We start from the raw sequence: 13,329 nt of genomic DNA, 5'->3' as shown, positions 1-13,329 counted from the left end.
CATCACACTGCGGGACTGCACAGCTGCCCCGGTCGCCTCGATCTGACGACGGATGGCGTCGCTGTCGTAGCCCTTGTCGGAAAACATGATTCGGCACGTTGGCACGCGCCCCAGGAGTTGTGCGCCTGCCTTGTAGGCTGCCACCTGTCCGCCCGTCAGCAAGAAGGCGAGCGGGCGGCAGAACCGATCGGTGAGGGCATGGATCTTGGTCGTGCGTCCACCCCGCGAGCGGCCAATGGCCTGGCTTTACTCTCCCCTTTTCCACCGGAGGCGCAGCGATGCACCTTCACGGCCGAGGAAGCGATCAGCATCTGGGAGGGCGGCCCACGGGCCCGGGCTAGGGTCCCAAACAGATCACCCTAGACCCCCTTGACCGCCCAGCGCACGAAGCGATTGTAGAGGGTCTATTTCGGGCCGTAGATCTGATGCGGGGCGTCGGTCCAACGCCCGCCGGACTTCATCACATGAATGGTCCCGCTGATCACGCGGCGGTCATCGACGCGCTCCTTGCCCTGGGTGTCTATCGGCAGGTGCGGTGTGATCTCCGCAAACTGCTCGTGGTTCAACCAAAACTCGGCCATCGGCGCCTCCTTTGCCCAAAGGGAATCACAGACGCACCCGCCAAGCCAAACTTATAGCCAGACGATGACCTTTGGGAAGGCAGGTGGTAGCCAAGCGGCGTTTGCGGGCGGACGGTGTTTCCTGCCTCCGCTATTCCTCGATCACGATTCAGGCTTCCGCGAGAGCGTAGAACACATCGCCGTCGAGGAGTTCATCCCGCAGCGACCTCGGTAACCTCCACGGACCGGACCGCTTCAGCAACATTGTGGCTTTACAAAACCAAGACGTCATCCTGACGGAGATTAGCGACAATCCTTTCAGCCGTATCCTTGTTCCGTCACATGATGACATCCTCCGCCTTGCCTAAAGCCGTACCTTTGGGAGAACGACTTTCCAGGTTGAAGGCCAGACATCACGGATGCTTCAAGCTGCGCTCCTGTTTTCATTAGTGTAATAGCTACCAAATTTATCGCCCCTGTAACTCTCTAAACGCTTAAGAACAGCACTGTCCGCTTTATTAAGGATGGCACCAACTAATTTATCTCTGAATCCCTCAACAATTTCGAGAGCCTCTATAACAGCCTCGCGGGAGGTGAACCCCCATTCAACGACCATAACGAAACCGTCAATCAGATAAGCAGAAGCGCGTACATCGACAACAGGAAGAACCGGAGGAAGATCGATAATTACATAATCGTATTGCGCGCGACAGCTGACAAGGAAGTCCGACATCTTTGTTGACGAAACAACCTCAGATGTATGAACAGCACCTTTCTCACAAACCACCGGGAGCATTTCTAGTTTTGTTTGTGGATCGCGAAATACAAGTCCAGAAAGTAAGGAATTGTCGGCCAAAACCTCAAGTAGTCCGGCCTTGGCTTGTGGCGCGAATAATTTAGAAAGGGAAGGACTACGAAGGTCGCCGTCGATCAGCAAAACGGAGCGGCCCGTTTGCGCAACTAACTCCGCGAGATTAGCCGCTATAGTAGTTTTTCCTTCGCCAGGAAGTGCCGATACTATTCCGATCACTTGAAGGCGGCCAGCGCTGTGCGAATGATCAATTGCGACCTTTGCATTGCGGATGACTTCAGCGAACCGAGAGAACGGGGCATCAGAGACATGTCTTACCAAGGCTGAACGAGCCAGCGCGGGTGCGGGAGTATTCTTCGGAACGGTTGCAACTGGAAAGTCGAGCCTCGGTAAAATTCCAATACAACTTACTCCCGTTCGACCTTCGAAATCTTGGGCACTGCGGAAAGCGTTGTTTGACCATTCTCGCACGAACGCTGCTGCCGATCCCAACAATAATCCTAGCAAACTAGCTCCTCCGAGGACAATACTCCCCTTGGGCCAGCTTTTTTTCAGGGGCGGAGTTGCTGCTGTAATTATGCGTGCTTCAGCAATAGGGAGAGTCTGCTGCTGAGTTGCTTCCATAAACCGCTGAAGAAAGTTGTCGTACAAATTCCGGGAACTTTGCGCTGAGCTTTCTAAGTCGCGAAGCTTGACCTGCGCCTGAGACGCAGTGCCCGCACTGTTGATTAGTGAATTCAAACTTTGTTGAACCGACTGCTCTCGACTCTTAGCGATCTCATAATCGCTCCTGTAAGCCTCGGCCATGCGTTGAAGCTCATCATTTATCGAGCTGAGAATTTGACGCATCTGATTGCGCAGGTTTACTGTCGCCATGTGGTTAGGCCCAAAGCGGGCAGAAAAATCAGCCTGACGAGCAGTCAAATCAAGATATTGCGCCCTTAATCGTGTAATAACATCATTTTTAAGTGCTTCTGCTATAGACGCATTAGGTATGTCGCTTCCACTTACCTCAAGTATCCTATCCAAACGGGCCTTCGCCTCTGCAGTACCTGCACGCGCCGTGATTAGCTGACTATTGACATCGCCTAACTGTTGATCCGACAACAATCCTCGTCCGGTTTCGATGATATTGTTCTCCGAGCGAAATTTTTGGACAGCATTCTCATTATCACTTGCTTGCTGCCGAAGCTCCTTGATCCGCTCCTGCAACCAACGACTTGCGCGTTTTGTAGCTTGATAGCGACTTTCAAGCTCGTTGACCATGTACATTTCGGCAAGCGAGTTCGTAATCTGAGCTGCTTTCTCAGGTGTATAAGCGGTATAGCTTGTCTCGATGACGTATGTTGTGCCAACTCGACGGACCTTCAGGTTGCCTGAGAATGCCTGAACTGCCGCTTGCTCTCTCTCCGCCATGCTGCTCTTTTTATCATCAACAACTAGACTAGAAATCAGTCTAGAAATTGGGTTTGGGTTGCCCCAAAATTCTTCATCGTCAAGAAGCTTTAGCTCTCTAATAACCGAAAGAGCTAGACTTTCGGATCTAAGTATCTCCACTTGGCTATCAACTCCTCCTGTGTCGAAAAGTTGATCTCCAACAACTTGTTGCGTTGAAAAAAGCTGGTTTTTACGAGTATCAATCATTATTTCTGCGGTCGCAGTAAACCTAGGCTGCGCGATGGCCATGTAAATCAACCCGCATATAAAGCCAGCAATCCCAATCTTAACAATCAGAGGCCAGCTCTGCTTGGCGGCCTTTACTAAGGAAATAAAATCAGAACCATCTGATGGCATGCAACTACTACTTTCTAATTCCAGCCAAGCTTGAACGTCTTAGGGGGGCTCGCAACTCGTTTGTGGTATGTATGTCATTGGCTACCACAGTTGTAGAATTTGAACTAGGGCCGGAACCCACAAGTTTGGCTTATCAAGCGCGCATGCGAACGCCGTCGGGTAAAGGAGGAGGCGATGGCTGAATTCTGGTTGGTGGGTGCGCAGATTGCGAAAGTCGCTGCGCACCTAACGAAAAAAGTCTAGCGTCCGGACTCATAACCAGTAGCTGACGGTCGCGGCGAGGCAGACGGCGGCGAGGTAGTTGACCGCCGAGCGGTCGTAGCGCGTAGCGATGCGGCGGAAGTCTTTCAGGCGACCGAACATCCGCTCGATGCTGTTGCGGCCCCGATAGAGCACAGGCGAGAAGCACGGCTTCCAGCGCCGGTTGACCTTGGGCGGGATGTTGGGCGCGGCTCCGGCCGCCTCGATTTGTCGGCGGATGGCATCGCCGTCGTAGCCCTTGTCAGCCAGCACGACGCGGCAGGCGAGCAGGCGTTCGAGCAGCAGCGCACCGGCCTTGCAGTCGGCGACCTGCCCGCCAGTCAGCAGGAAGGCGAGCGGGCGGCAGCCGCGGTCGGTGAGAGCGTGGATCTTGGTCGTGCGCCCGCCCCGCGAGCGGCCGATGGCCTGGTTTTGCTCCCCCCTTTACCCCCGGCGGCGCAGCGATGGGCTTTCACGGCGGTGGAGTCGATCAGCACCTGTGAGGGCGGCCCGCCGGCCTGGGACAGCGTCTCGAATAACCCGACCCAGACCCCCTTGGCCGCCCAGCGCACGAAGCGGTTGTAGAGCGTCTTCTTCGGCCCGTAGACGTCCCGCGGCGCGTCCGTCCAACGGCCGCCGGACTTGAGCACGTGGACGATACCACTGATCACCCGCCGGTCGTCCACGCGCTCCTTGCCCCGCGTGTCGGTGGGCAGGTGCGGTGCGATCCGCGCAAACTGCTCGTCCGTCAGCCAGAACTGATCCATCGGCCCCTCCCATGGGAGCCGTGAATCACACCTACGCCGTCCGCGCCACCCTTATGGGTCCGGACGCTAGTGGTCTGAGTTAGAAGTTCTGTTGCAGATTTTGAGCTTGCACCTACGTGTGGGGGATGTCCGCACGGAGGTGACCGATGGCCCGTGGTCCAAAACCTGCTCCTCTCCATTTGACTGAGGACGAGCGCACGCGCCTAGCGGGGCTCATCCGCCGTCGCAATGTCGGCCAAGCCTTGGCTCAGCGCGCGCGGATCGTGCTGGCCTGCGCCGAGCCGGGATCGACCAACAGTGGCGTTGCCCGTGATCTCGGCGTCAGCCGGATGAGCGTCACGACGTGGCGCGCCCGTTTCCTCGCTCATCGCCTCGACGGCCTCGTCGACCTGCCCCGCTCCGGTGCGCCACGTGCCGTCACGGACACGGCCATCGAAGGGATGGTCACCCTCACGCTGGAGAGCCAGCCAGAGAACGCCACCCACTGGTCGACCCGCGCCATGGCCCGGCGGGTCGGCATGAGCCAGAGCATGGTCTCGCGAGTCTGGCGTGCCTTCGGGCTGCAGCCGCACAAGACCGACACCTTCAAGCTCTCGACCGATCCCGCCTTCGTCGACAAGGTCCGGGACGTGGTCGGCCTCTACATGGCTCCGCCGCATCGTGCCGTGGTGCTGTGCGTCGACGAGAAGCCGCAGATCCAAGCGCTGACGGGCACGGCCCCCGTGCTGCCGATGCGGCCCGGCCAGCCGGAGCGCCGAACTCACGATTATCGTCGCCAGGGTACGACCGACCTGTTCGCCGCCCTCGACGTCCAGGCCGGGACGGTGATCGGCCACTGCACAGGCCGGCACCGTTCGGTCGAGTTCCGCGACTTCCTCGATCAGATCGAAGCGGCCGTCCCAAGCGATCTCGACGTGCACCTCGTGCTCGACAACGCGGCCACCCACAAAACCAAGCTGATCCACGACTGGCTCGTGAAGCGTCCGCGTTGGCACCTTCATTTCACGCCGACGTCCGCATCATGGCTCAATCTCGTCGAGGGTTGGTTTGCCCTGCTCACCCGTCGACGTCTGCAGCGTGGTGCCTTCCAACAGACCAGCGATCTCGAAGCTGCGATCCACGCCTACATCGCTCAGACCAACACCGATCCAAAGCCCTTCGTCTGGACCAAACCCGCTGATGCGATCCTCGCAAGCGTCGGACGCTTCTGTCAGAGAACTTCTAACTCAGACCACTAGTACTATTGGGTCATAAAGCGATGCCAGCAGCAGGGGCATTGTTGCTGGGTTTGCGTGAGTGCCCGTGCCAGCCTCGAGTGCAAGGTTGCGATTGAGTCAGGCACGAGTCGCTCGGGCCGGATTGGGAGCACCGCGGGGTCTGTAACCGAGGGGTAGGGCAAGCGCTTGCCGTTCGGTGATCTCCGGTTTTGAGGGGGGAAAGCGGCCCCGCTCGGAGACCAGGAATCCGTAGGCGGCGATGCATAGGCTGGCATGATGATGGAAGCCGCGCCAGCTTCGCCCCTCGTAGTGGCCGAGCCCAATCTCCTGTTTGAGCTCCTGGTAATCCCGCTCAATGCGCCAGCGCAGTTTCGGCTGTCCGACCAACTCAGCCATGGGCGTCTCTGGCGGCAGGGTCGAGAGCCAGTACTTGGTTGGCACATCCTGGCCCTCCGGCCACTCAATCAGGAACCACTCCTCGGGACGTGGCTCGTGTCGCAGCTCATCTCGATGGGCCGGACGGGCCCGCACGGCCGCAAAGCGCGAGGTCAGCACACCGTTCGTGCCAACGCGCCATGTGATGCGCTGCCAGGCGGTCTCCGGCAGAGACCGAGCCAGCTTCTCTGCCGAGAGTGGCTTTTGCTCAGGGCTTCGTCGTACCCGGGTGGGTGGGCGCCCGCGTCCGCTCCAAGGTTTGGGCGGCAGCGGTACGGATCCTGGGGCCCACAGGCTCGTCGAGGACTGAACACCCAAACTGTAGCACAAGCCCAAAGCCGTCAGCGCCGTACGGAAGGCCGTGTCGATCCCGTATCCGGCATCTGCCAGAACGAGGCCGGGCACCACTCCATCGGCCAAGGCTGCTCGGATCTGATCCAGCGCGATCTCTGGCTTGGTCTGGAAGCCGACATCCTCGGGCACGTCGGCCTTGCTGCGCCGCTCGGCATCCTAGGTCCAGGCTTCCGGCACGTAGAGGCGATACGCCACCGGCAGACTGGCCTGGGTGTTGGCCACCGAGAGGGTCACGGCAACCTGACAGTTGTCCTGCTTGCCGATCTGACCGCAGTCTTGCCGTCCCACCCCGACCGAGTGACGGCCTTTCTTGGGAAAGCCGGTGTCATCGACGATCCAGGCCTGGATCGAAGCCTGACACTCGATCACCGGCAGGACCTCGCTGCGTACCCGGGCCAGCAAAGCGTCGTCCGACCATTCGCCCTTGGCCACGAAATGATGCCGCGCCTGATGTGTAGCTTGGACCCGCGCCGGCGCGATCCGGACCGCCATCGGCTCGATGCTCTTACGAGTACCCGGCAGGAGGAGACCCGTGCAGTAGGCCTTCAGCGGTGCGATCCGATCAGCATGACCCAGGACGCCTGACAAAGCCTCCAGATAGCTCGCAAAACGCAACTGGTCGGCACCCAGCGGAGAGTTCATGCGATCCATGCCTCACTCCATTGCCAGATCGAATAGCAAGTCCTACATCCAAATTTTGTGACACAGTAGTGCTAGGGGGATCAGCACCCATGTATCAATCGAGTGCAAGCATGGGCTTGTTCGCCGCTTCACCTGACCCTGACCCAGCAAACTGGTCCGCGCTGAGCGCAAGTTTTTCGGGCATCCTGAACCCTGAAGGAGGGTGGATGCCATGCCTCGCAAACGCTTCACGAATGAACAGATCGCCTTCGCCCTGCGGCAGGCGGAGAACGGCGCGACGGTGGACGAAGTTTGCCGGAAGATGGGCGTATCTGAGCCGACCTTCTACCGCTGGAAGAAGCAGTTCGTCGGCATGGGCGTGCCTGAGATCCGACGGCTCAAGCAGCTGGATTGGGATTGCCCCGGTTTGGTGGACACCGAGAACGCTTTCGCGTGAGGTGTTTGTCCAATGCCGAAGAGCCGTCCCCCTTACCCCATCGAGTTCCGCCGACAGATGGTCGAGCTGGCCCGCGCCGGCCGTGATCCGAATGATCTGGCTCGCGAGTTCGAGCCCTCCGCGCAGGCCATCCGCAACTGGGTGGCCGAGGCCGATCGTAGCGAAGGCCGGCGTGAGGCGAAGCCGCCGCCTGCCGATCCAGGCCTGACGGTCGCCGAGCGCGACGAGCTCGTCCGGCTTCGGCGTGAGAACCGACAACTCAAGCTGGAGCGCGATATCCTCTCTCGCGCGACGGCCTGGTTCGCTCGGGAGACCGGGGTTCTCCCGTCGGGGTCTTCCGGTTCATGAACGCGAACCAGGCCGACTTCCCCATCGCCGCCATGGCGCGCATGCTCGGCGTGTCGAAGGCCGGGTACTATGCCTGGGTCGACCGCCAGCCCTCGGCGCGACGGTTGGCAGACACAGCCCTGCTGAAGCGGATCCGCACCGTCCATCTCGGCTCGCACGAGACCTATGGTGCACCGCGCGTCCACGCCGATCTACGCGACCAGGGTGAACGGCATTCCCGCAAGCGCATTGCCCGGCTGATGCGCGAGGCCGGGCTCGTAGGAACCAGCCATCGGCGTAATGGGCCTGCCACGACGCAGCGGGATCGAGAGGCGCGACCGGCCCCCGATCTCGTCGACCGCAACTTCGCAGCCGCCGCCCCGAACCGGCTCTGGGTGGCCGACATTACCTACGTGCCCACGGCGGCTGGATTCCTTTATCTTGCGGTGGTGCTCGACGCCTTCAGCCGCCGGATCGTCGGTTGGGCGATGACCAATCACCTGCGCTCGGAATTGGTCTTGGACGCTCTGGAGATGGCCGTCACCCAGCGCAGGCCCCGCAACGTGATTCACCACTCCGATCAGGGCTCGCAATACACGTCGCTGGCCTTCGGCAATCGCTGCCGGGAGGCGGGCGTGCGACCCTCGATGGGCTCGATCGGCGATGCCTACGACAACGCCATGGCCGAAAGCTTCTTCTCGACCCTCGAATGTGAGTTGCTCGCCCGCCGCCGCTTCCGCTCGCAGGCCGAGGCCCGGATGGCCTGCTTCAGCTACATCGAGAGCTTCTACAATCCGCTACGCCGGCACTCGGCGCTCGGCTACCGCTCGCCCGCCGCCTACGAAAACGAGACCCTCCTGCACCCATTGCCTGAGCCCCTGCTCAGCCAAGCCCCCTGAACCGTCCACAGAAACGGGGCAATCCCAATCCCAGATAGCCGACCAGCTTCGTCGGATCGCCGAAGCGCCGAACGTCGCCGATGGCAGCAGCGACGCCCGATGCGACGGCCATGTCGACGCCGGGCAGCGTCATCAATCGCCGGATGACCGGATCGGACATGGTGGCCCGTGCGATGTCGGCTTCCACGTCTCTGAGCGATCCTTCGATGAGGTCGATCTGCGCGAGGTGACGATCGATGGCAGCGCGTTCATCATCGGGCAGACGCTGGGCGACGATCCACTTGCGCCCACTGATCCCGGTCAGGTTCCCGTGCGGGCACGGCGGGATGAGGTGCGCGTGTAGGATCGCCTGGATGTGGTTCTTCAGCCGCACCCTTTGGCGGATCAGCTGGGTGCGCCGTGCGATCTGCCGCCGGAGGGCGAGGGTCGCCTCGTCCGGAACCCACACCTCTGGCAGGAAGCCGGTCGCGTAGAACTTGGCCAGCACCGCCGCATCAATCGCGTCGGTCTTGATCTTCGCATGCGCGATCAGCCTCACCTGTTTGGGATTGGCGATGACCACGCGGTCGACGTAAGGCGCAAGCACCTCGACGACGGCTGCAGCGTTGCCGGTCGCCTCGACGACGACATGATCGTCGTACGTGAGCTCCGTCCTGGCAAACGCCTCGAGGCGTTCGCGTAGCATGGGAATGCGGCCGAGCTTCACCAACTTTCTATCGAGAAGCGCCACAACCTCGGCCGATACCCGATGAATGTCCATGCCGATGATCCGCATAGCCTCCTCCTTAGTCCAACAAGGTTGAGGGAGCTGGGGGGCAACACGACAATTACGGATCCGCGCTCGCAGCGCATCCGGGCTCGTTGCAGGGGCGGCCAGATAACGACCTCGAGCTCGCAGCTCATGTCAGTGCGACGGCCTGCCCGCACTCTCCGTGCTCCCGGTGCCTCATAGTCCGGATCAGCAGAAGCTAGCGGCTTCAACTAATCTCAGGAACGGTGCACCGCCACGCATCATGCCGGATAACGCCTACGTCGAGTCGTTCAACGGCCGTCTACGGGCGGAGTGCTTGATCGCCTCTTGGTTCCTGTCGCTAGCTGATGCCCGTGAGCGCATCGAGGACTGGATGTGCCACGACAACAGTGACAGACCTCATACGGCCCTGGGCGGCTTGACGCCCCGAGCCTTTGCCAACCAAGCTGTCACAGCCCAAGATCTTGCGTAGGTCGCGGACCACAAATTAGGTCAAATCTAAGATCGACGATGCACTAACTTCGAACCTGGGCCACAGGACAGGGGCAGGCCACACCGTTACAAGCGCGGCCTCTCACGACGGAGCCAACAGGCCAACGTCCTCGACGTGACCAACACGGCAAGCAACGTCTCTCGCCGATACCGCCTACCGTTCGAAGACCAACGAAGCCCATCTGGCCAAACACGGCCGACGCTCGAAGATCCACTTCCGGCGGCAGCTGGGCCGCGGCTTGACGCCGTCGCTGCGCAAGGCCAAACGCGCCCGCTCCAAGGTCCCCTCGGCCGTCGAGACGGTGTTCGCCGGCATTAGGATTACCTCCGAGCCCGCTCACGACCGCCGCCAGATTGCCAGAACCCCAGTCCAATCACGCCAAAGCTGCGAACTGCGTCAAATAGACGGCGAAAACCCCGCAACTGCATCGTTCTTCGAGGAGTCCTAATGGCTCAACGCCGCTTGTACGCCCCGCCATCGTCACGAGACCGATAATGTACTAACTTCGAACCCGGGCCACTGAATGGTGGCAGGCAAGGCGCCGGGCGGTGACGATGCCGAGGACGGCGATCACGACGGCGCAGAGGCTGAGGGCGGTGAGTTGCCCGAGGCCCTGGAGGGCGCCGCCGAGGATCGCGACGCCGAGGGCCTGTCCGCAGAAGAACGAGAAGGCGTGGAGCGCCACCGCCGAGGCGCGGGCAGTCGGCGCCACCTCGGTCACCTGAACCTGGAAGGTGTTGTGGAGCATGTAGAAGCCGAGCCCCATGGCCACCAGGGCGGCGCAGTCGAGCTGCCAGGTGCCGGCGAGGCCGATGGTGACGAGGGCCCCGGCGCAGATCAGGCCCCCGCCGATCAGCATCCGCGACATTCCAAGGAAGCGCAGGAGCAGGCCGACCGAGAACGAGTAGAGCAGCCCGCCGGCGGCGAAGCCGGCCAGCGCCAGGCCGGCCTCGCGGGCCCCGCCCTCGCCGCGGGCCTCGATCAGCGGGGCGAGGTGGGGAAAGATCCCGAACACCGCGATCGCCTCGACGAACACGGCCCCGAACAGGATGCGGGCGCGCGGATTGCCCACGATGGTGCGGTAGCGCGCCACCGCCGTGCGAAATTCCGGCCGCCGGGCCGGGGCCGCCGCGCGGCGGTCGAACCCCAGGAGCGCCGCGCCGCAACCGAGGGCGGCCACCGCCGCCGTGATGGCGAAGACGCCGGCCCAGCCGATCGCCCCCTCGATCAGGCCCGCGAAGGTCGAGCCGGAGAGCTGCCCGAGGATCACCGCCACGAGGAAGCGGCCGATGGCGACCTGCCGGCGCTCGATCGGGATGCGGTCGCCCATCAGCGCGAGCGCCAGGGGCACGACGCCGCCGGCGCTGCCCCCGGCGATCATTCGCAGGACGAACAGGGTGTCCAGGCTGGTGGTCAGCGCGCAGCAGGCCAGCGCCAGGGTCAGGATACCGAGGCAGATCGCGATGATCCGCTCCTTGCCCAGGGCATCGCCGACGGGGCCGAGGATCGGCTGGATCAGCGCGTAGGGCAGGGCGAAGGCGGTGGAGAGCAGCGCCACCGTGTGCGGATCGCTGCGCAGGTCGCGCGCCAGCACGCCGACCAGCGGCTCGATGGAGCGGCCCGCGAAGGTGCTGGCGAAACCGGCGAAGGCCAGGATCACGATCAGGCGCGTGGTCGAAAACTCGGCCTTCAGGTCCGTGATCCTTGCTGGCGACAGGCGAGGGGATGGGGGGCGGTGCGAGGCTCCCGCGCGGGCCCCGCCATACGCGGCCGGGACCGGCCCGTCGATCCCGGTCCTCTGCGGTCAGGCCTGGACGCCGGCCCGCGCCACGTCGCCGGCATTGGGCAGCTCGGCGATGTGCCAGCACAGGTCCATGACCCGGCGCACCTGGGCCTCGGGCAGGATCCCGTCCGCGAGGTCGGTGAACTTGGTCTCCAGGGCCGCGTCCGACATCGGCCGCTCGACGCTGCCGATGGCGTGCTCGATGCGTCCGGGCAGGCTGCGGCCGTCCTTCAGCACCACCGTGAGCGCGACCTGCTCGGGCCGGATCGCCGGGTCGACCACCGGCTTCACCCGGGCCCGCAGGGCCGCGATCGCAGGGTCGTTCACCGCCCGGTCGCTGAACTGTTTCTCGCCGCCGGCCCCCTCCACCAGCGCCACCGCGACGGCGTGGTAGATGCTGAACTTGCCCTCCAATCCGGTGCGCGGCGCGGTCTTGCCGGTGAGTTCGAGCACCAGGGGATGGACCCTCATGTCGACCCGCTCGATCGCGTCGGCGGTGAGATGGTTCTCGTTGCGCAGCTGCACCGCCGCGTCGATGGCCGGATGCATGACGATGCCGCAGGCGAAGGGCTTGTAGGTGTTCAGGGCCGCCTCGTAGCGGGTGCCGAGCCCCTCCGTGATCTCGCAGTAATCCTGCTTCGTCGAGATGGTGTTGGCCCAGCCGCGCTTGGCCTCGATCATCCCGTCCGAGCTCGTGTAGTTCTTCGCGGCGAGGATCGCGGCGAACAGGCCGTTCGCGGCGGCCCGGCCCGGATTGAAGCTCTTGTTCATGGAGCCGAAGGATTCGCGCAGGCCCACGGGCTGCGAGGCGGCGAGCCCGAGCGCCCAGACCATCTGTTGCTCGGACAGGCCCATCAGCTTGCCCGTCGCGGCGGCCGCCCCGAACACCCCGGCGGTGCCGGTGATGTGCCAGCCGACATCGTAGTGGTTCGGATAGACCGCGTTGCCGATCCGGCACTCCGTCTCGACGCCGAGCACCAGGGCGTTGAGGAAGTCCGCTCCCGAGACCGGGTTCATCTCGGCGTAGGCGAGGATCGCCGAGGCGACCGGGCCGGCCGGGTGGATCACGGTCTTCAGGTGGGTGTCGTCGTAGTCGAAGATGTGGCTGGCGACGCCGTTGAGGAAGGCGGCGTTCATGATGTCGAAGCGCTCGGGGCGCCCGAACAGCCCGGCCTGCGGCGGGCCGGAGAACGGCTTGAGAGCCGAGACCGCGACGTCCAGGGTCTCGTGATGCGATCCGCCGATGGCGACGCCGACCCAATTCAGCAGGGTGCGGGTGCCCTCGCGGCGAACGGCCTCGGGCAGGTCGGCGTAGCGCGCGCCGACCACGTAGCGGGCGAGGATCCGGGTGACCTCCGGCGGCACCGGCTTCGGTTCCGCCCTGGCCTCTGTCCTGACCTCCGCCTTCGGCTCGGGGGCTGCCTGCGCCGGACGGACGGCGCTTCCGGTTCCCACCAGCGCGAGGCTCGCGGAGCCGAGCAGGGCACGGCGGTCGATCGTGGGCACGGGCATGGGTCTCTCCCTCTGGCGTCTTGCGGCCGGCGCCCGCAGGGGCGCAGCCGTGCCGGGTGCGCCGGGGCCGAAGCCGCCGGCTGGACCGGAACCGAGGAATAACCCGACCGTCGCGGCAGGGCTCCCGCTTTGTGCGGACAGCCCAGGCGTTTTGCGCACGCGTTACGTGTCAGAAACAAAATAACCGGCGAGACGCACAGTATCCGAGCCACGGGGCATGCGCGGGGTTCGCTGTAGGCGTGTCATGCCCTTGGTGTGCAATCGTAGAGATGCGGTCGAGTCTGTCTCGAGACCAAATCTCTGTTTCG

Annotated in this window: 6 protein-coding genes and 5 pseudogenes; 4 read left to right on the top strand and 7 right to left on the bottom strand. The window is 62.9% G+C overall.

From position 1 onward, the window contains the following. Positions 1-21: 21 nt before the first annotated feature. The 3 genes and pseudogenes from AC1MGR_RS00740 to AC1MGR_RS00730 form a co-directional block, all read right to left on the bottom strand. Positions 22-581, bottom strand: a pseudogene (locus AC1MGR_RS00740) (IS5 family transposase); the annotation flags it as partial. 403 nt (positions 582-984) lie between these two features. Beyond that, the gene (locus AC1MGR_RS00735) at positions 985-3,165 is read right to left on the bottom strand and encodes an AAA family ATPase (protein ID WP_480233356.1); all 2,181 of its coding nucleotides are present in this window, start codon (positions 3,163-3,165) and stop codon (positions 985-987) included. A 252-nt stretch (positions 3,166-3,417) separates the two neighbouring features. Then, a protein-coding gene (locus tag AC1MGR_RS00730) for an IS5 family transposase (protein WP_480233355.1) occupies positions 3,418-4,172 on the bottom strand; the annotation gives its coding sequence in 2 pieces (ribosomal slippage) (positions 3,418-3,842 and positions 3,842-4,172; 756 coding nt in all). A 146-nt stretch (positions 4,173-4,318) separates the two neighbouring features. On the opposite strand from AC1MGR_RS00730, the gene AC1MGR_RS00725 reads away from it, so the two are divergent. Beyond that, complete coding sequence (locus tag AC1MGR_RS00725) at positions 4,319-5,410, top strand: IS630 family transposase (protein ID WP_480232078.1); 1,092 nt, start codon at positions 4,319-4,321, stop codon at positions 5,408-5,410. A 96-nt stretch (positions 5,411-5,506) separates the two neighbouring features. On the opposite strand, the pseudogene AC1MGR_RS00720 reads toward AC1MGR_RS00725, so the two are convergent. Continuing rightward, positions 5,507-6,820 (bottom strand): annotated as a pseudogene (locus tag AC1MGR_RS00720) (IS701 family transposase). A 211-nt stretch (positions 6,821-7,031) separates the two neighbouring features. Here AC1MGR_RS00720 and AC1MGR_RS00715 point away from each other — a divergent pair. Then, positions 7,032-7,211, top strand: a pseudogene (locus AC1MGR_RS00715) (transposase); the annotation flags it as partial. Positions 7,212-7,268: 57 nt separating this feature from the next. After that, positions 7,269-8,482 (top strand): IS3 family transposase gene (locus AC1MGR_RS00710; RefSeq protein WP_480233354.1). Its coding sequence is split into 2 segments (ribosomal slippage): positions 7,269-7,548 and positions 7,548-8,482, totalling 1,215 coding nucleotides; the frame shifts between segments, so codons are not numbered across the junction. A gap of 25 nt (positions 8,483-8,507) precedes the next feature. On the opposite strand, the pseudogene AC1MGR_RS00705 reads toward AC1MGR_RS00710, so the two are convergent. Beyond that, positions 8,508-9,257 (bottom strand): annotated as a pseudogene (locus AC1MGR_RS00705) (IS110 family RNA-guided transposase); the annotation flags it as partial. A gap of 244 nt (positions 9,258-9,501) precedes the next feature. Between AC1MGR_RS00705 and AC1MGR_RS00700 the strand changes: the two are divergent. Then, positions 9,502-9,705, top strand: a pseudogene (locus AC1MGR_RS00700) (integrase core domain-containing protein); the annotation flags it as partial. Positions 9,706-10,225: 520 nt separating this feature from the next. Here the strand turns inward: AC1MGR_RS00700 and AC1MGR_RS00695 are convergent. Next, on the bottom strand, positions 10,226-11,428 hold the full coding sequence (locus AC1MGR_RS00695; protein ID WP_480234894.1) for an MFS transporter: 1,203 nt from the start codon (positions 11,426-11,428) through the stop codon (positions 10,226-10,228). A gap of 102 nt (positions 11,429-11,530) precedes the next feature. Continuing rightward, entirely contained in the window at positions 11,531-13,021 is a 1,491-nt protein-coding gene (locus AC1MGR_RS00690; protein ID WP_480233353.1) for an MmgE/PrpD family protein, read from the bottom strand. Positions 13,022-13,329: the final 308 nt, after the last annotated feature.

The sequence above is a fragment of the Methylobacterium sp. BI1 genome (assembly GCF_056680125.1).
Note: the sequence above shows the minus strand (reverse complement) of the source record. Positions and strands in the feature narration are given on the sequence as shown.

What these genes read in the sequence shown, in the direction of transcription:
- AC1MGR_RS00690 (WP_480233353.1), bottom strand. Translation starts at nt 13,021, where the DNA reads ATGCCCGTGCCCACGATCGACCGCCGTGCCCTGCTCGGCTCCGCGAGC.
- AC1MGR_RS00735 (WP_480233356.1), bottom strand. Translation starts at nt 3,165, where the DNA reads ATGCCATCAGATGGTTCTGATTTTATTTCCTTAGTAAAGGCCGCCAAG.
- AC1MGR_RS00725 (WP_480232078.1), top strand. Translation starts at nt 4,319, where the DNA reads ATGGCCCGTGGTCCAAAACCTGCTCCTCTCCATTTGACTGAGGACGAG.